The 18,957-nt window shown below is 37.2% G+C and carries 18 protein-coding genes; 11 read left to right on the plus strand and 7 right to left on the minus strand.

What is annotated here, in order from left to right:
* The first annotated feature begins 90 nt into the window (after positions 1-90).
* On the plus strand, positions 91-2,448 hold the full coding sequence (locus tag E2K98_RS16560) for a nitric-oxide reductase large subunit (protein WP_372512724.1): 2,358 nt from the start codon (positions 91-93) through the stop codon (positions 2,446-2,448).
* Positions 2,449-2,472: 24 nt separating this feature from the next.
* Here E2K98_RS16560 and E2K98_RS31010 read toward each other — a convergent pair whose 3' ends face one another.
* On the minus strand, positions 2,473-2,625 hold the full coding sequence (locus E2K98_RS31010) for a hypothetical protein (RefSeq protein ID WP_165976299.1): 153 nt from the start codon (positions 2,623-2,625) through the stop codon (positions 2,473-2,475).
* A gap of 128 nt (positions 2,626-2,753) precedes the next feature.
* Here E2K98_RS31010 and E2K98_RS16565 point away from each other — a divergent pair, with 128 nt between their 5' ends.
* The 3 genes from E2K98_RS16565 to E2K98_RS16575 all read left to right on the plus strand — a co-directional run bounded on the left by E2K98_RS16565 (position 2,754) and on the right by E2K98_RS16575 (position 5,628).
* Positions 2,754-2,987, plus strand: a complete 234-nt coding sequence (locus E2K98_RS16565) for a DUF2249 domain-containing protein (protein ID WP_133335993.1) — start codon at positions 2,754-2,756, stop codon at positions 2,985-2,987.
* A 221-nt stretch (positions 2,988-3,208) separates the two neighbouring features.
* Entirely contained in the window at positions 3,209-4,717 is a 1,509-nt protein-coding gene (locus tag E2K98_RS16570; protein WP_133335995.1) for a carboxypeptidase M32, read from the plus strand.
* Positions 4,714-5,628 (plus strand): DMT family transporter, encoded by a 915-nt coding sequence (locus E2K98_RS16575; RefSeq protein ID WP_133335997.1) that lies wholly within the window; start codon positions 4,714-4,716, stop codon positions 5,626-5,628. The genes E2K98_RS16570 and E2K98_RS16575 overlap by 4 nt, the downstream gene beginning before the upstream one ends.
* 16 nt (positions 5,629-5,644) lie before the next feature.
* Here the strand turns inward: E2K98_RS16575 and E2K98_RS16580 are convergent, their stop codons facing one another.
* From E2K98_RS16580 to E2K98_RS16590, 3 genes are read right to left on the minus strand one after another with little or no spacing between them, the layout of a single operon-like run.
* On the minus strand, positions 5,645-7,300 hold the full coding sequence (locus E2K98_RS16580) for a b(o/a)3-type cytochrome-c oxidase subunit 1 (RefSeq protein WP_133335999.1): 1,656 nt from the start codon (positions 7,298-7,300) through the stop codon (positions 5,645-5,647).
* A complete protein-coding gene (locus E2K98_RS16585; RefSeq protein WP_026573218.1) occupies positions 7,300-7,776 on the minus strand; it encodes a cytochrome c oxidase subunit II in 477 nt (158 codons plus the stop codon). The genes E2K98_RS16580 and E2K98_RS16585 overlap by 1 nt, the downstream gene beginning before the upstream one ends.
* Before the next feature lie 21 nt (positions 7,777-7,797).
* On the minus strand, positions 7,798-7,947 hold the full coding sequence (locus E2K98_RS16590) for a cytochrome c oxidase subunit 2A (RefSeq protein ID WP_133336001.1): 150 nt from the start codon (positions 7,945-7,947) through the stop codon (positions 7,798-7,800).
* A 676-nt stretch (positions 7,948-8,623) separates the two neighbouring features.
* Here E2K98_RS16590 and E2K98_RS16595 point away from each other — a divergent pair.
* From E2K98_RS16595 to E2K98_RS16615, 5 genes are all read left to right on the plus strand, one after another.
* On the plus strand, positions 8,624-9,712 hold the full coding sequence (locus E2K98_RS16595; protein ID WP_133336003.1) for a type III polyketide synthase: 1,089 nt from the start codon (positions 8,624-8,626) through the stop codon (positions 9,710-9,712).
* Position 9,713: 1 nt separating this feature from the next.
* On the plus strand, positions 9,714-10,295 hold the full coding sequence (locus tag E2K98_RS16600; RefSeq protein WP_133336005.1) for an isoprenylcysteine carboxyl methyltransferase family protein: 582 nt from the start codon (positions 9,714-9,716) through the stop codon (positions 10,293-10,295).
* 573 nt (positions 10,296-10,868) lie between these two features.
* On the plus strand, positions 10,869-14,528 hold the full coding sequence (locus E2K98_RS16605; RefSeq protein ID WP_133336007.1) for a dynamin family protein: 3,660 nt from the start codon (positions 10,869-10,871) through the stop codon (positions 14,526-14,528).
* 23 nt (positions 14,529-14,551) lie between these two features.
* Positions 14,552-15,379 (plus strand): sulfurtransferase, encoded by an 828-nt coding sequence (locus E2K98_RS16610; protein WP_235824834.1) that lies wholly within the window; start codon positions 14,552-14,554, stop codon positions 15,377-15,379.
* Positions 15,380-15,451: 72 nt separating this feature from the next.
* Positions 15,452-16,345: a 5'-3' exonuclease gene (locus E2K98_RS16615; RefSeq protein ID WP_133336011.1), complete on the plus strand. Its 894-nt coding sequence runs from the start codon at positions 15,452-15,454 to the stop codon at positions 16,343-16,345.
* 33 nt (positions 16,346-16,378) lie between these two features.
* On the opposite strand, the gene sspL is transcribed toward E2K98_RS16615, so the two are convergent.
* Positions 16,379-16,519 carry a small, acid-soluble spore protein L gene (sspL, locus tag E2K98_RS16620; protein ID WP_026573211.1) on the minus strand — a complete coding sequence of 47 codons (141 nt, stop codon included), beginning with the start codon at positions 16,517-16,519 and terminating at the stop codon, positions 16,379-16,381.
* A gap of 83 nt (positions 16,520-16,602) precedes the next feature.
* Here sspL and E2K98_RS16625 point away from each other — a divergent pair, with 83 nt between their 5' ends.
* Positions 16,603-17,094 carry a divergent PAP2 family protein gene (locus E2K98_RS16625; RefSeq protein WP_133336013.1) on the plus strand — a complete coding sequence of 164 codons (492 nt, stop codon included), beginning with the start codon at positions 16,603-16,605 and terminating at the stop codon, positions 17,092-17,094.
* 33 nt (positions 17,095-17,127) lie between these two features.
* Positions 17,128-17,397, plus strand: coding sequence for a DUF6123 family protein (locus E2K98_RS16630; RefSeq protein WP_133336015.1), 270 nt, complete (start codon positions 17,128-17,130; stop codon positions 17,395-17,397).
* 37 nt (positions 17,398-17,434) lie between these two features.
* Here the strand turns inward: E2K98_RS16630 and E2K98_RS16635 are convergent, their stop codons facing one another.
* Complete coding sequence (locus tag E2K98_RS16635) at positions 17,435-18,355, minus strand: DMT family transporter (protein ID WP_133336017.1); 921 nt, start codon at positions 18,353-18,355, stop codon at positions 17,435-17,437.
* 5 nt (positions 18,356-18,360) lie between these two features.
* Positions 18,361-18,768 carry a reverse transcriptase-like protein gene (locus tag E2K98_RS16640; RefSeq protein WP_133336019.1) on the minus strand — a complete coding sequence of 136 codons (408 nt, stop codon included), beginning with the start codon at positions 18,766-18,768 and terminating at the stop codon, positions 18,361-18,363.
* Positions 18,769-18,957: the final 189 nt, after the last annotated feature.

Consider the following 18,957-nt stretch of genomic DNA (forward strand, 5'->3'; position numbering starts at 1 on the left):
AACACCATGTGTGTGATTTCCTTCACACTACGAATTTTTCATAACTATTACAATTCGATATGTAATTGAAACAAGAGAGGATGAGAGAAAGTGGAAATACAGCGGGGAACGCCTACAAAGGCAAAAACAAATAAAAGCGGAATGTTAAAATCCGTTTTAATTACAGTTATTTTAGTAAGTTTTACTGTATTACTTTGTGGTGGGTACTGGATTTTTAAAGAGCAAGCACCAAGACCATTGGAGGTTACCAATCAAAAGGGTGATGTTCTCTTTACTAAGGCTACAATCATGGGTGGTCAGGCAGTTTGGCAAAAATATGGTTTGATGGATTACGGTACAGTATTAGGACACGGATCATATATGGGTCCAGACTATACGGCTGAATCTTTAAAGATTTATACAGAAGGAATGCAGGACTATAAAGCAAATGAACAGTATGGTAAAATGTTTTCCAGTCTAAGTGTAGATGAGAAATCTGCGATTAAAAATGCTGTAATAAAAGAAATGCGTAAAAATCGTTATGATAGCAGTAAAGAATCATTAAAATTAACAGATGCACAAGCTTTTGGACTTGAAAGAGTAAGAGCTTACTATAAGAATATTTTCACTAAAGGTGATCACTGGGGTTTAAAAGCAAATCTGATCAAAGATAGTGATATGCCGAAAAATGATCGTGCGTATGTTGCAAAAGGCGATCAAATTAAACAGATTTCTGATTTCTTCTTCTGGACAGCTTGGCTTTCAAGTACGGTTCGTCCTGGGGATAAAATTACTTATACAAACAACTGGCCATATTATGAAGATGCCGGTAACCATTTATCTTTCTCGGCTGTTTGGTGGAGCGGCGCAAGTGTAACAATCTTTGTCTTGATGGTTGGTATTATCCTATTTGTTTTCTATCGTTATCAATTTAGTATGCAAGAGGCATATAAGGAGGGAAATTTCCCTAAAATTGATTTGCGAAAAATACCGGTAACAAACTCGCAAGTAAAATCAGGAAAGTACTTTGTTATTGTTTCAATTCTTTTCTTTGTACAATGTATGTTTGGGGCATTGCTTGCTCACTATTATATCGAGCCAGACAGTTTCTTCGGTATAAAATGGATTCATGACATCCTGCCATTTAATATTTCTAAGGGCTATCACTTACAATTGGCGATCTTCTGGATTGCAACTGCATGGTTAGGTATGGGGATTTACGTAGCGCCGCTTGTGGGTGGATACGAGCCTAAAAAACAAGGTCTTTTAGTAGACATTCTTTTCTGGGCATTGGTCGTTCTTGTTGGCGGAAGTATGGTCGGAGAATGGCTCGGTGCAAACGGATACTTAGGTAATGAGTGGTTCTTATTAGGTCATGCAGGCTGGGAGTATATTGAATTAGGTCGTTTATGGCAGCTAATCCTCATTGTCGGTATGTTAATTTGGTTATTTATTGTTTATCGAGGTATTAAAGCAGGTCTTAAAAAAGAAACGGACAAAGGCGGTTTAATCCACCTATTATTCTACTCCGCAATTGCGGTACCAGCATTCTATATCTTTGCGCTATTTATTAATCCGGATACAAGCTTTACCTTTGCTGATTACTGGCGCTGGTGGATTATCCATTTATGGGTTGAGGCAATTTTTGAAGTATTTGCAGTAGTTGTCATTGGTTTCTTATTAGTTCAAGTAGGATTAGTAACGAAAAAATCAACAGTTAGACAACTATATTTCCAATTAATTCTACTCCTAGGCAGTGGTGTAATTGGAATTGGCCACCATTACTATTATAATGGTTCGGCAGAAGTTTGGCTTGCACTTGGTGCTGTATTCTCAGCATTGGAAGTTATTCCATTAACCTTGTTAATTCTTGAAGCATATGAACAATATAAAATGATGCGTTCCGGTGGTGTGGACTTCCCATACAAATCTTCCTTCTGGTTCTTAATCTCTGTTGCGATTTGGAACTTGGTGGGTGCAGGTGTTCTTGGTTTCTTAATCAACCTGCCAGCAGTCAGCTATTTTGAACACGGTCAATTCTTAACACCTACCCACGGCCATGCTTCGATGATGGGCGTTTACGGAATGTTTGCAATTGCATTACTTCTATATTCTTTAAGAAATATCGTAAAACCAGAAGTATGGAAAGATAAGTGGCTAAAAGTCAGCTGTATCCTTTTAAATATTGGATTGGCAGGAATGGTCTTCTTCTCCTTACTTCCAGTAGGTTTCATTCAAATCAAGAAAGCATTCTATCATGGATATGCTGCAAGCCGTTCATCTTCCTTCTTAAAAGATGAACTAGTTAAAACACTTTTAACCTGGCGTGCTGTCCCAGATACAATCTTCTTAATCGGTGTGGTTATTCTGATGGTATTCTGTGTGAAGTGTCTATTCAATCTGCGCAAACCTACACACAAGGAAGAAGAAAAACTTCCAATTAAAGATTTAACACTTGATGAAGAGTAATAAGGAAGAGAAAGATTCGCAAAGCTAGTCTTGCGGATCTTTTTCTTTTTTTTCTTCTGATTCATAGCAGTCAAAACAATAAATCTCTTTATCCTCTGTATGGATTCCGTTAAAAAATCCATCTAAGCAATAGATTTCTTTATTGCAGGACTTACATGTTCCAACCATTTCTCTCATTCTAAATTCCTCCTAATAAATTTATTTATTTCGTAAAAAATCATGTTTAGGGTGTGATACCTCTCACTAGGTTGTTAAAAAAGATTTCTTAATATAGGAGAAGTTAAAAATTAATAGGAGTGAAAATGATGCAAACTTTTGCAAAAGTCATACATGTTCCTGATTATTCACCACGTGAAAAACATCCAACGATTTTGAATGGGTTTGATGAGTTAAAATCAGGGGAATTTATGCAAATTGTGAATGATCATGACCCAAGACCGCTTCAATATCAATTGATGATTGAGAGAACCGACCAATTTACTTGGGAATACCTTGAAGAAGGTCCCGATACTTGGAGAGTCGCTATCGGTAAAAGATAATTCTCGTGCCAAGGGTCTCAGCCCCATAAAGCACACCCTTTTTAATCATTTTACTTGAGTTATATTTAATTTCCATGAAACATCTCTTTTTTCCCTATAGATTTATTTTACAACAGAATTTTATTTCTGTTGTTTTTTTTTTCCATTTTAAAAGGGCAAGACCAATCCTTTTTTCAGAAAAATATGATAAAATTTATACATTGTTAACAGGGGGGTTCTAAATGAGCGATCAGACAGCGAGACTGGAAAAAGAATTTTTAGATTATGTGAAAAAAATAGCTGCTTATAATGAAGCTCTTGGCTTAATTTATTGGGATTTGCGTACGGGAGCTCCGAAGCAGGCCGTAGAGCAAAGGTCAGAAGTAATTGGAATGCTTTCCTCAGAAGTATTTAGAATGTCAATATCGGAGGAAATGGCTGCATATATTGCAAATTTATCGAAAATCCAATTATCCGATTCAACCAGAAAAATTCTAGAGGAATGCAAAAAAGAATATGAGCGAAACAAGAAAGTTCCTGCAGAAGAATATAAAGAGTATGTCATTCTCCAATCAAAGGCAGAAAGTGTTTGGGAAGAAGCGAGGGAAAATGCTGATTTCGCCATGTTTAGTCCATACTTGGAAAAGATCGTCGCAATGACAAAGAAGTTTGTTGGGTATTGGGGAACAAAAGAGAAGGTCTATGATCAACTGTTAGATTTATATGAGCCTGGGGTTACTGTGGAAGTGTTAGACCGGGTATTTGGCGAGCTCCGCAATAAAATAATCCCATTGGTCAAACAAATATCGGAAATGTCAAATAAGCCGCAAACAGATTTTCTCTTTAACCATTTTAATAAAGAAAACCAGCGTCTATTTAGTTTAGAGGTTTTAAAAAAAATGGGCTACAACCTTGAGGCAGGGAGATTAGATGAAACCATCCATCCATTTGCAATTGGACTAAATCCCGGCGATGTACGTGTGACAACCAGGTATGATGAATTCGATTTCCGTACCGCTGTTTTCGGAACGATTCATGAAGGCGGTCATGCATTATATGAACAAAATATTTCTAGAAAGTTAATTGGAACACCTTTATGTTCAGGTACTTCAATGGGAATTCACGAATCACAATCTCTTTTTTATGAAAATATTGTCGGAAGAAGTTTACCATTCTGGAAGTATCAATACGAGCTGTTAAAAAAATATGCTGATGGACAGTTTGATGATGTCTCAATTGAGGAATTCTATCGTGCCATTAATGAATCCAAGCCTTCCTTTATTCGAATCGAGGCGGATGAATTGACCTACCCGTTACATATCATTATCCGCTATGAAATAGAAAAAAAATTATTTAATGATGAAATAAAAGTTAATGACTTGCCAACAGTATGGAACGATTTATATGAAGAGTTTTTAGGAATCAGGCCGGAAGATGATGCAGAGGGAGTCCTGCAAGATGTTCACTGGGCTGGGGGAAGCTTTGGTTATTTTCCTTCCTATGCATTAGGGTATATGTATGCTGCACAATTTAAAAATAAAATGCTTGAAGACCTTCCAAACTTCGATCAACTGCTCGAAAAGGGAGAGTTATTGCCTGTTCAAGAGTGGCTGACAAAGAATATTCATCAATATGGAAAAATGAAAAAGCCGCTTGAAATCCTGAAAGATGTGACCGGTGAAGGTCTTAATCCATCCTATTTAATTGATTATCTCTATCAAAAATACGGAGCAGTGTATCAGTTATCATGAAAAAAATCCTTCCGATATTATTAGTAGCGATCAGTGCTGCACTATGGGGAATTATAGCTATTTTTGTAAGAGGATTAGATGCCTTCGGTTTTACATCAATGGAAATTGTGACAATCAGGGTTGTGACAGCAGCGGTTTTGTTAGGAATTACTGGTTTAGTAAAATATCCGGCGCAAATGAAAATTAAATGGAAGGACACTTGGTTATTTGTTGGGACTGGTGTCTGCAGTATCGTACTCTTTAATTGGTGTTATTTTTCATCAATTCAACAAATGAATCTTTCTCTAGCGGTTATCTTATTGTATACAGCCCCGGCATTTGTGACAGTTCTTTCCTGGTTATTTCTTAAGGAGAAATTGAATGCTGCTAAACTTATTTCTGTAGCAGGGACAATATTGGGCTGCGTATTGGTTGCCGGAAGTAACCTGAATGAAACAACATCTATTAGTGCTGCAGGATTACTAACCGGACTTGGCGCAGGTTTCGGCTATGCTTTATACACTATATTTGGGAAATTTGCATTAAATAAATATTCACCGTTCACGGTTACTCTATATACCTTTATTGTTGCGTCAATTGCTTTAGTGCCGGTTACGGGCCTTTGGAATAAGGGAAGCATCCTTTTCAGTGGAGAGGTTATGTTTTATGGACTTGGGTTAGGATTATTTCCTACCGTGGTGGCATATTTATTGTATACAAAAGGGTTGGAAAAAATAGATAGCTGCAAGGCATCCATTATTGCAACCGTAGAGCCGGTGGTGGCAACCTTATTAGGTGTTTTTCTTTATAAAGAAGGCTTTGCGTTCAATCAATTTATTGGTTCTTTCTTTATTCTTTTATCTGTATTACTGGTGAACCTGCCAAAAAATCCGCTCGTTAAAACGCAAAATGAAAAGGCTTCAATCACATAGATTGAAGCCTTAATGCTTACCAGGTTTTATATCCTTTCGATCCCGGTGGTGCGTTCTGTATGATATCGATAAATGGAATTGTATAAGCGAAAAGAATGAGAACGGCAAGCATTCCAAGCCACAATTTCCAGTTTTCAAATACCATTGGTGCTTTTTCTTCAAGATTTTCTGCTTCACCAACAGGGAATTCTTCTTCCCCTTTTGGTGCAAAAAAGGCAAGATTAATGAAAATGATTAATACTAAGATAATCCCTAAGAAAAGAATCGTTCCACCAACAGCTTGTGCGATTTGATATGGGATCCATTCAGCTGCCTGCTTGGCACCATTGTAGGTTGAAAACGCTGAACGTCTTGGACCGCCAAGAAGACCTTGTATATGCATAGCACCTGACATAAAGACCATTCCAATAAACCAAACCCAGCCTTGGATAATCGCTAATTTGTTCATGGCCTTGGTTAATTTGCGGCCGGTTAAGTGAGGAACTAGCCAGTAAGAAATTCCAAAGAATGTTAGCACTACTGATGTGGCCGCAGTTAAATGGAAGTGTCCTGTAACCCAGATGGTATTATGAACAACTTGGTCCATTTGGTTTGATGCGTTAATAATCCCACCCGCACCGGCTGGAATAAATGAAGCCATTCCGATAAAAGGTACGGTGAAACGTGCGTCATTCCAAGGAAGAACCCGAAACCAGCCGAAAAGGCCTGTAGCTCCCTTAGAACGTCCATATCTTTCAAAAGTTGCAAATAAAGAAAAGGCGGTCATTAATGAAGGAATAACAACCATAAAGGTTAAAACAACTTGAATAAACTTCCACGCTGGATCAATTCCCGGCTCTGTTAATTGGTGGTGAAAGCCAACAGGAATGGAGAAGAGCAGGAATAAAATAAACGATAACCGTGCTAAAGAATCTGAGAAAATTTTGCCGCCAATAATTTTAGGAATAATTGCATACCAACACATATAAGCAGGAAGCAGCCAGAAATAAACAAGCGGGTGGCCAAAATACCAGAATAATGTACGGCTTACGAGAACATCTACCGTATCAACTAATCCTAAAGACCAAGGTAGTAATTGGAACAATACTGTAGCAGCAACACCCAGTGTAGCGACAATCCACATAACTGTATTAATGACTGCCATAAAGCTTAACAGCGGGCTTGGTTTACCAGGATTGTTTTTCCGCCATTTTGCATAGGTCATAATTTGCGCTGCACCATCAATCCAACTTCCGACCACAACGAAGGTCATCCCAAGATAGAAGATCCAATGTGCTTGCAGTGGTGCGTAAAATGTATAAAGTACGGATGCTTTATTTAATAGGACCATTGTTGCAGCCATCGCAGTACCAATGGTCATTACCCAAAAACCAATCCACCCGGTACGTCTTGCTGCAGGTGAGTGTGTACCAGCTGTACGACTGACAGCTGCATATTGAAAGCCCATGATAAAGAAGGTTGTTAATACAAGTCCCATCATAACACCATGAACAGTTAAAAGTTGGTAGTATCCAATCCCTGCAGGCAACTCGAATTTTCCTGAACGGACAAGGGTCTGCAGAAGCCCCATTAGTCCGCCAAGAGCAAGTGCTATAAAAGCCACATAAAAATGGGCCATTGAAAGCTTCGCATCCCTAGGGTCTACTTTTATATTTGCTGAAACGCTAGCCATTATTTTACCACCTCAATCTTAGAACTCATTAAATGGTGTCCGGCACCACAATATTCATTACAAACAATCAAATATTCGCCTTCTTTGTCAAATGTTGTTGTGTATTCGCTGACATATCCAGGTTCAAGCATCATATTAATATTGGTTCCGGCAACTTCAAAGCCATGGACAACGTCTTTGGTAGTAGCAATTACTCTTACTTTTGCCCCAAGCGGTACTTTTACTTCTGTCGGGTTATAAGAAAAAGTGGATGCAACATAAACAAGTTCGTAGTCCCACTCTTTCCCTTCAACCTTATGAAGTCCTGGTTTATCAAATGGTTTTGTTTGATCTACTTTATCCGGGTTAATGGTAGTTAAGCAGCTAGGCGGCTTGTTTCCGAGATAGAATGCACTAACACCGATCGTGGATAAGAAGACAATCAATGTTGCAACTCCGAAAATAAGCCAAATTTTTTCAAATTTATGCATATGCATGAATTTTCCCCCCTTATATCTTTAAAATCTTTCTACAAATAGATAATAGACACTTACCCATGTGAGCACGATAAAGAGTCCTAAAAAGAAAACGGACGCTAATGTTCCTTTTAGTGAGGAACTGTCCTCTATTTCTGTTTTTTGATTTGTTTTCACTTCCGCCTTTGCCATCCCTTACACTCCCTTCGGATAATTGGAAAATAATAAGTTCACTTTCATAATACAAAACAATTTAGAAAGAAAAAGATAAAATTTGTAAATTCACAAATTGTTCATTCCTTAGTTAAGTAACATGTTAATGTTAAAAAGTTGATGTAACAGTGAGGAAAGTCACAACAGAGGGGGAGTAAATGTGAAAAAACTGTGAATTCTCACACATCCCCTGTGATGCAGATAATTGATTAACATGTGAGATAGATGTATGTAAGTGTGGAAAAGAAATATTGTCACACTCTAAGATTTTGAAAATAACATGAAAATATAGTGCTTATAATCTCAAAAAGTGAGTGTGTTCCTTAGTGGAAAAATATTATTGTGAATTATGCCGTCTTTTGTATAACAAGCAGGAATACTGTAAAATATGCGGATCGCTGGCAACCAATAAAATTAAGATTGATGTTCAAAAACAGCCTGATAAACCATAAATAAATTACCCAATTGGAAAAGATTATATAATGAACAAATGCCTCGTTTCGCGTTATAATTTAAGTGCACAACAACAACCTTCAAAACGATTGGCTTCCCAGCATAAGGGGAGCTTTTTTTTTGTAAAAAATTCATCTCGTACATAATAGAATAATTCTTCGGCAGTTGGTAAAAATAACCTCATGAATTGGAGGAGATGAAGATGCCGACGATTATTTCAGTTGCGGAAGCACTTCCACCTAATGAAATAAAACAGGATCAAGCAGAAGAATTTGCCCGGAAACTTTTTTCTGACTCGTTTAGAGATATTGAACGATTATTAAAAGCATTTTCTAATGGACAAATTGAGAAAAGGAATTTTGTTAAAGACATCAATTGGTTTGAGGAAGAGCATACCTTTGAAGAAAAAAATCATGCGTATATTGAAAACGCAGTTAAATTTGGTTCGCAAGCGATTAAGGAATGTTTATCAAGCCAATTGTTTTTGAAAAAACCGATTCCCTATCAAGAAATTGATGCTATTTTTTTTATTTCCACCACTGGCCTTGCAACACCTAGTGTTGAAGCAAGAATAATGAACCAGCTTCCATTTTCACAGCATACGAAGAGAATACCCATTTGGGGACTCGGCTGTGCAGGGGGGGCTGCCGGTATTTCTAGAGCTTATGAATACTGTTTAGCATTTCCAAAAGCAAAGGCTCTTGTCCTGGCTGTAGAACTTTGCAGTTTAACCTTTCAGAAAAACGACCTTTCAAAAAGTAATCTGATCGGAACAACTCTTTTTGCAGACGGGATTGCTTGTGCACTCATTTGCGGGGATGATGTCAATATAGAAGGCCTTCGTTCACGTAAAACCTCGCCTGCTATCATCGCAACTCAATCAACACTGATGCCAGATTCCTTGGATGTAATGGGATGGGATGTAAGAAACCAAGGATTATTTGTCGTCTTTTCTCGTGATATTCCCAAAATCATTGAAAGCTGGTTAAAGCCGAATGTGAATGATTTTCTCGAACAATACGGTATGAAACTAAGTCAATTTAATTATTTTATTGCCCACCCAGGCGGAAAAAAAGTATTAGATGCGTACGTTTCTGCTTTGGGCATTTTACCGTCCATGACCGAAATTTCCTTCGAGATTTTGAAGAATTACGGAAACATGTCATCGGCAACAATTTTGTACGTCCTAAAAAGGTTTATGGAGCTGGAAACTAACAAAGGAGAGAATGGCCTGTGTACGGCACTGGGTCCAGGCTTTAGTTCAGAGTTATTATTATTGAGGTGGCAATGAAATGGTGGATTTTTATCCCTTCCTTATCTTTTGGTGTCTCCTTATTGCTCAGCGTGTCGTTGAATTACTGATTGCCAAAAAAAATGAGAAATGGATGCTTGGACATGGAGCAATAGAGTATGGGCAGGAGCATTACCGCTTAATGGTTTGGATGCACTTACTTTTTTTTCTCATTTTTTTCAGTGAAAAAATCCTCCTTAATCGAGAAATGTCATTTGCTTGGCACTGGTTACTTTTTGTTTTCATTCTTGCTCAGTTGGTGAGAGTATGGGCGTTATTTTCATTAGGGAAGTATTGGAATACAAAAATTATTGTTCTGCCAAATGCGAATGTGATTAGAAAAGGGCCTTATCGGTTGATCAAGCACCCAAATTATCTGGTTGTATCATTAGAATTGCTTGTCATTCCGCTGATATTTAATGCCTATTTTACAGCAGCCATATTCACGATTTTAAATATCGGTATGCTTTCGATTCGAATTCCAATCGAGGAACAAGCGCTAAGGAACCATACCCCGTATGAAGGAGCATTCGAAAGTTGTAATCGTTTTCTTCCTAAATTGTTAAATAAATGTGACAAATAAAAAAGTGTTATTGAAAATCATTATCACCTGTGCTAAAATCTAATCAACGATGAAAATCATTCTCAACAAGTACGGAGAAGGAAGGTGTTATGATGACTTTTGCTTTTGTGGGCGGTACAATTATTATTTATGCATTTGTCATGAAGCACGTTTTAAAAAATGTAACACATTAATTAACACCTTATATAGCCAAGGAAATCTATTTGGCTCAAATTGTCGAGAAAGATTATTTTTCTCGGCAATTTTCATTTTGTCTAAAGCTAAAATACCGATTTTTGCTTAAAGATTTTCCATGCTAATGGGCCTGCTGATTTCCGCGGGCGTGCTGGGGAGCGGTAATCAACAGACAAAATGAACAGCCTGTATATTAACTTATTTATAATAAATTAACGAGGTGAATCGGTAATAGAAAATGATGAAATAAAAGTCAATCGAAATTTTCGATACCCTAGAGCCAAGGAAATCTCCTTGGCTTTTTACTTTTTTCTAAGATAATCGATTGTCAAGATAGGAAAAGTGTGAATAATCGTATAGAATAAAACTATTACTATGTAGTTAAGGGGATTAGGATTCATGGTTCAAACAACCAAACAACAGGAAACTGCTCAATCATTAAGAAATAAATTAATTGGGATTTATGATTATTTACTAAACGAAAAAGACGCTGAAAATGCCGGGAAGCTAAAGGAATTAGCTAAGAAAATGGAGCTTCAGGAATTTGTTGTTGCATTTTGCGGCCATTTTTCAGCAGGCAAGTCGACGATGATTAATAAGGTAATCGGAGAGAATTTACTGCCATCAAGTCCAATTCCAACCAGTGCCAATCTTGTAAAAGTGAAAACAGGTGAGGAATACGCAAAGGTTTTTTTCAAAAATGACAAACCACGGATTTACTTAGCACCATATGATTACGATTTGGTGAAAAATTATTGCAAAGACGGGGATCAAATCGAGGAAATCGAAATCAGCCACAGCGAATCAAGTTTGCCCGCAAATACGGTGATTATGGATACACCCGGAATTGACTCTGCCGATGATGCCCATCGAATCGCAACGGAATCCGCATTGCATTTAGCTGACTTGATTTTTTATGTAATGGACTACAATCATGTTCAAGCTGAACTAAATTTCTTATTCACAAAAGAGCTGGCCGAGGCGGGGAAAGAAGTATATCTAGTTATCAATCAAATTGATAAACATAAGGATGATGAACTTAGCTTTGCTGACTTCCAGAAAAGTGTTATTGATTCTTTTGCAACCTGGGGAGTACGTCCGAAACGGATTTTTTATACATCATTAAAAAACCAAAGTCACCGCTTCAATGAATTTGCCGAACTAAAACAATTTATTGCGGAGAAATTAGCTGCGAAAGATGAAGCATTGCTTCCATCTATTTTTCATTCTTTAAGAAAAATTGCCCAAGACCATTTGAATCAAGCAAAAAAAGGGGAGGAAGAAAAACTTTCATCCATTTTAGAAAAATTCAATGAGTTATCGGAAGCTGAAAGAGAGGAACTGCTTGAGCTTCATCAACTGTTGCAATCGAAAATGGGCAGTGCGGCAGGCAGTCAAGAACAATCTGAAAAGAAATTTGATGAAGATTTAACTGAAATTATTAAGAATGCATATCTAATGCCATTTCAAACAAGATCTTTGGCAGAGGCCTATTTGGAATCGAGCCAATCTGAATTTAAAGTTGGCTTCTTGTTTTCAAAACAAAAAACACAAGAGGAACGAGAGTCGAGACTTGAGCGTTTTTACCAGGACATGCTGGAAAAATCAAAAGAACAGCTTGAGTGGCACCTCCGTGAATTTTTATTGAAATTTCTTAAAGAACACGAAATTGATCAACCCGATTTAACCGCTTCTGCTCAGGCTCTTAAGATTGATTTTCCTGCCGATTTGTTAAAATCTTCAGTTAAGCCTGGTGCGCGTTTATCAGGAGAATATGTCTTAAATTATACAGAAGAGGTAGCCTCTAAAATTAAAAAATTAGCGAGAGAACGTGTAGAAGAATTAAAAGCTGAATTTTTACATGCTCTATTGGAAAGAAACGACAAAGTAAAACATCAGTATCAACAGGAATACAATAGGATTGAGCCGTATGTCCAGGCAATTGAAGAAATTGAGAAATATCAACAGGAACTAAAATTAAAAGCCGATAAAGTCGATGAAATCATTACCCTTTCGAATCAGGCGAGATCAGACACATACCATTTATTTGATCATGAGAATGAAGAATATGAAGTGGTTCAAAGTGGTGTGACGAAAATTAAGCCGGCAGAAAGTGAAAGTAAAGTTATAGAAAACAAGCAATTAAATACTGTAACTGTAGCCCAAAAAGAATCTCTACAAGAAACAAACCAACTAAAGAAAATGGTGGAGAGACTTCGGAAAAATTCCAGCCTTATACATGATCTGCCAGGTTTTAAAAAGCTTGCAAGGGAATTGGAAGAGAAGGCGTCGCGCTTAGAGAACAAGGGATTCACGGTTGCCTTATTTGGTGCCTTCAGTGCGGGGAAATCCTCTTTTGCCAATGCTTTAATGGGGGAAAAGGTTCTGCCTGTTTCACCGAACCCAACCACTGCGGCCATTAATAAAATAAAGCCGGTGTCTGAATCAAATCCGCATGGAATGGTTCTTGTAAAATTTAAAGAAACTGAAGCAATGCTTGAAGATGTAAATCGTTCCTTGAAGGTATTTGATTTACAGATTGGAAATTTAGCAGAAGCATGTGGGGAAATTGACAAAGTTCTTTTACAAAATCAGCAAGACGGAGTTATGGAGAAAACTCATTTTGCATTTTTACAAGCCTTTAAGAAAGGGTATGATTCATTCAATAATCTCCTAGGCACAGTCTTGGAAACGGATTTAAGCGAATTTACTGACTTTGTCGCAAAAGAGGAGAAATCCTGTTATGTTGAATGGATTGAATTGTTTTATGATTGTGAGCTAACCAGAAAGGGAATTACCCTTGTGGATACTCCTGGAGCCGATTCCATCAATGCACGGCATACCGGGGTTGCCTTTGATTATATTAAAAACTCAGATGCGATTCTTTTTGTAACGTATTATAATCACGCTTTTTCAAAGGCAGACCGTGAATTTTTAATTCAATTAGGCCGGGTAAAGGATTCGTTCCAGCTCGATAAAATGTTCTTTATCATTAATGCTATTGACTTGGCCGAGAATGAGGAAGAGAAAAATACAGTAGTCGAATATGTACAAGATCAACTTGGAAAATATGGAATCAGAAATCCGCATCTTCATCCGTTATCTAGTCTATTAGCGATTAAGGAAAAACAAGAACCTTCTGCTAATCCTGCATCCAATATGGTTAATTTTGAAAGGTCATTCTATCAATTTATTTCCAATGACCTTACACAAATGGCAATTGCTTCAGCCGAAAACGAACTTAGCCGTGTTCATGAATTGGTTCACAAGCTGATTCAAAGCGCAAAAGAGGATCAATCGGTAAAAGAAGAGAAGCGTTCAGCAATTGAAAATCAAAAGACGAGAATCAAAGAATTACTTAACAGGCAATCCGTTGAGGGGTTGCAAAATCGTATGCGCCAAGAAGCAGAGGAATTAATCTATTATATAAAGCAGCGGGTATTTCTTCGTTTTAGTGATTTCTTTAAAGAAGCCTTTAATCCTTCCACATTACGGGATGATGGGCGTAATTTGAAAAAAGCATTGCAGGGAGCCCTCGATGAATTCCTTGTAAGCTTAGGGTTTGATTTTGCTCAGGAAATGAGAGCAACCACGGTTCGTTTAGACCGTTTTGCTGAAAAGATTATGGCTGATTTCGAGATCAGTTTTGTGAGAAGCTTGATTGATTTAAATGAAGACCTATCATTCTCTAGGTTTGAATTAGAGCAGGGAGTTGAATTAGAATTTCAAAATGCCTTTAAAGACATGAATAAACAAAGCTTTGTTAAGGCATTGTCTTATTTTAAAAATCCAAGATCCTTCTTTGAAAAAAACGACAAAAAATTAATGTTGGATGAGTTAATGAATGTATTAACTACACCAGCAGACGAATATTTAAACGATGAATTAACCCGCATTAATGATCATTATGCAAATGTATTAATGGCCGAATTTAACAAGCTGTTAAGCCATATAGAAGAGCAATCAAATGAATTTTATTTGAGCCTTCTTTCCGCATTAGAAGGCGGAGTCTCGCTTGAAGTGCTAATGGATGTACAGCAAAAGCTTGTTGAAAAATAATGAATTTAAGGGGAGAGATTATTTTGAACTTTGGTAAGGAAAAGGAATGGCTGTTGAAAAACTTAAACAATTCAGATGTTCGCATTATTGATTGTCGGTTTTCTTTAGCGGAACCTGATAAAGGCAGTCTGGATTATCAGATTAATCATCTCCCCGGGGCTGTTTATTTTCATCTTGAAAAAGATTTATCAAGTCCTGTTACTCATCATGGCGGGCGGCATCCAATACCGGAAATCTCCGAATTCGTCGATAAACTGGAAAAGGCGGGAATCAATCAAAACACGATTGTTGTCGCTTACGATGACGGAGAAGGTGCATTTGCTGCACGCTTTTGGTGGATGCTGCAATACCTTGGACATGAAAATGTATATGTTCTTGAAGGCGGGTTTAAAGGATGGCTCGAGGCCAACTACCCTCTCACAGCTGAAGTCCCTTCATTTGCCAAAGCTAACTTTATCTCATCCATTAAGTCTGAATGGCTGGCTTCAATGGAAGAGGTAAAAACTGTAGTTCAAAATCGGCCTGACAATATCATTTTAATTGATTCGCGAGAAGAGAAAAGATATTTAGGAATTGAAGAACCAATTGACAAGAAAGCTGGACATATTCCGGGTGCAGTTAACAAACCATGGTTTGAGGGGCTAAAAAGTGGCTTTTATAAGTCAGAGGTTGAACAAAAACAGCGATTTTTAGATATTGATCCTAATAATGAGATAATCGTTTACTGTGGTTCAGGTGTAACGGCAGTTCCTAATTTTATCGCTTTAAAGAAAGCCGGTTTTCCACGTGTTAAGCTGTACTTAGGAAGTTTTAGCGATTGGATCTCCTATGAAGAGAACGAAATTGATTAAAATTTAGGGACGAACTATGTTATAATGGATTTTGTGTTGTTTTATGACCCTAAATTTTAAGGAGGTTCCAGTTTGGAAAATCAAAAGCCTTCACTTATGCTCGTAGATGGTATGGCTCTGTTATTTCGTGCTTTTTATGCCACGGCAGTAACCGGTCAGTTCATGATAAATTCAAAAGGAATTCCAACAAACGGAATTCATGGTTTCATCAAGCATTTATTTACAGCCGTTTCTTCCTTTAAACCAAGCCATGTAGCGGTTTGTTGGGATATGGGAAGTAAAACATTCCGCACAGAACTATTTTCGTCTTATAAGGGCAATCGTGGGGAAGCACCGGTGGAATTAATTCCTCAGTTTGATTTAGTAAAGGAAGTAGTTGAATCATTTGATATCCCTAACATTGGAATGGTAGGATTTGAGGCAGATGATTGTATTGGTACCATTGCTAGACAATTAAGTGGGCATGCTAAAGTTTCCATTTTAACGGGGGACCAAGATATCCTTCAGTTATTAGATGATAATATTTCAGTTATTTTGTTGAAAAAAGGCTATGGCAACTACCTTGTTCATACACCTGAAACTTTCTTCGAGGAGAAAGGTATAACACCTCGTCAAATGATTGATTTAAAAGCGTTAATGGGGGATCCTAGTGATAATTATCCGGGAGTAAAAGGGATCGGCGAAAAAACGGCCCTCAAGCTTTTAAAAGAGTACAACCATGTTGAAGGAATTATTTCAAACCTTGATGGACTTTCAAAATCAATTAAGGCCAAAATTGAGCAGGATTTAGAGATGCTCCATTTATCAAGACGTTTAGCAGAAATTAAATGTGATGTACCGGTCAACATTGCACTTGAAGAAGCCGGTTTAAAGATTGTAAAAGAAAAAGCATTGAATAAATTAACAGAACTTGAGCTTCGCGGTGTGCAGCGTTTGCTGCCGATTGACGAGGCAATTGTTTCTTAAGAAGGAAGAGGCTGAGTAAATCAGCCTCTTTTTTTATATTTTCGTGTTAGACTTTTTTGCTGCGTTTTCTAACTTGCTCTTTGGTTCCTCAGCAAATTCAGCATCCTGCCCATAACCCTGCGGTGTTACTCCTGGGGCCTTTGTTCCACGGTCGGAATTTTTATTTTTACTCAAAACGATCACCTCCTGTTTTGTTAGTATTTCCATCAAGAATAATAAAACACATCTTTCTTAACAATAATGGAAGAGGTGATGAAATGAATAAAGGTGTTTATTTAGCTCTATTTAGCATTGGGTTAGCCCAAGGATTAAAAATTCCTATCCATTATGTTAAAAAGAAGGAATGGCGTCCTGAACTATTCTTTCAAACAGGTGGGATGCCGAGCTCCCATTCAGCAGGGGTTTCTACTTTAACTACGTACATTGCATTAAAAAGAGGACTGCCCACCTTTGATTTTGCCCTTTCACTAGTATATGGGTTAATCGTTATGTATGATGCACAGGGCATTCGCCGTCAAACGGGGGAGCTCACCTTGAAGGTTAATTCCATGAATGATTTAATAGAGAAAATCCATAAAGAAGAGAGCCTTGAATTTAAACAAAATACTCCGAAAAGACTGAAAGAAATGTTAGGACATCAACCCGAAGAAGTAGTCGGAGGGGCGCTTTTAGGTGTACTCATTGGGATTGTGGGCCATTTATGTACAAAAAATCATAGAAAACCAAAGAAATTTACGTTAAGATTTTAGAGGGAATTTTTTTAAATAGAGAGGGGAAAGTCAGTGCAGTCGTTGGAGGATTATTTGGATTATCTGCAGGGAAAGGGCTTCCAATTACACGAAGATGCGATTGGATTTATTTATTTCGGAAAACGTTATACAAATGCTTCCGATGAAATAATCAATACAGCAGTAGAAATAACGTTAAAAGCGCAAAAGAGCTTTGATGGAAGTTTTTATATTTCTTTACTTGAAACGCTCATGGTTAACAAGGTAAAAAACAGAAAAGATGCAATTCAGTTTGTAAAGGAAAAAGAACTTCTTGCTATTTAGTGACAAAAAACTCCCTTTTATCAGGGAGTTTTTTGTTTTATCCTTCAATGGTTTTACTTTTTCTTAGAAAAGAAAATTTATCCGTAGGAAATTCAGCAATAATCATTCCCGCAAAAATAAGGATACAACCGAATAATGCGCTGATGGACAAACGGTCATGTGCCCAAAAATAACCTGCTACTGCAGCAAAAACGGGCTCCATGGCAAAAATTAGAGCAACTCTTGTTGCAGTTGTATATTTTTGAAAATTTGTTTGAATCAGAAATGCTGCAGCTGTTGCAAACACACTAGTAATAATGATGGCAATTAGTACATCATTGGATAATAAAATACCAGGCTCTAAAGATCTTTCCCAATCTTCAAAAATGAACGAAGAAATGATGGAAAGGACGGCAACCGTTGTAATTTGAATGACTGTTAATAAAAGGCTTGGATACTTACTGCTAAATTTGCCGGTCATGATGATATGCATTGCAAAACTTATGGCACAGACCAAAACAAAACCATCGCCAATATTAAGGCCTGTTACATCCGTCATTGTCAGGAAAAATAAACCAATAGTTGCGGTACACACACCAAAAATGGCATTACGGCTTGGATATTGTTTTGCTAAAAAAATCGACAGTAATGGCACCAAAACAACACTTAAGCCTGTAATAAAACCTGCTTTCGAAGAGGTTGTATATAAAAGGCCGATTGTTTGAGTTGCATATCCAAGAAATAACCAGAATCCGATAAAAACACCCGATAATAACATTTTACCATTAAGCAGTTTCAGTTGTTTTTTGTCAAAAAGGATAAGACAGATAAAAAGTAACAAAGCTGCAATTAAAAACCGAACTCCATTAAAGGAAAAAGGTTCTAGCAAATCAATTGCATTTTGGACTAAAACAAAGGTAGTTCCCCATACTAATGTAACAAGCAGCAAACTTATATCAGCAATAATCGGTTTTTTCATAATGATTATTGTTCCCCCACGTTATTTTTTCGGATTGCAAGCCTTGCTAGCTCATCTGCAACTTTATTTTCAATGCTTGGAATCCATTTCATAAAAAATAAATCGAATTTCTTCGATAGCTGCAGTGCTTTTTCTAACAACGGAACATAAAGTTTGTTTTTCGCAAACTCTTTTTCAACAGCTTTATTGACTAATTCCGAATCGGTTCGAAACGATACGACTGTATTGGTATAGCCTTTTTCTAAACAAATTTCTAATGCTTTTATAAAGGCATGGTATTCAGCTTCATGGTTGGACATGACCCCAAGCGGAATCGAATATTTATCTACAGTTCCCTGTCCTTTTATAAAAATGCCGGCTCCGCTTGGTCCAGGATTACCGGCACTCGCCCCATCAATATAAACTTCAATCAAGATAATTTCCTCCATTTGTAAGCTAATGAAAGTTTATCATAATTCATGACCATATTGGAGAAAAAGTTTTTTCTATCACAACTATTAATAACTGGGTATGATAAGAACATATCAACATAAGGTAAAATGAAGGATTAATATTTAAGAACGTATAAGTTGTTGCTTTAAAACCGAAATAGTATAAGAAAG

Source organism: Bacillus salipaludis (assembly GCF_004358205.1).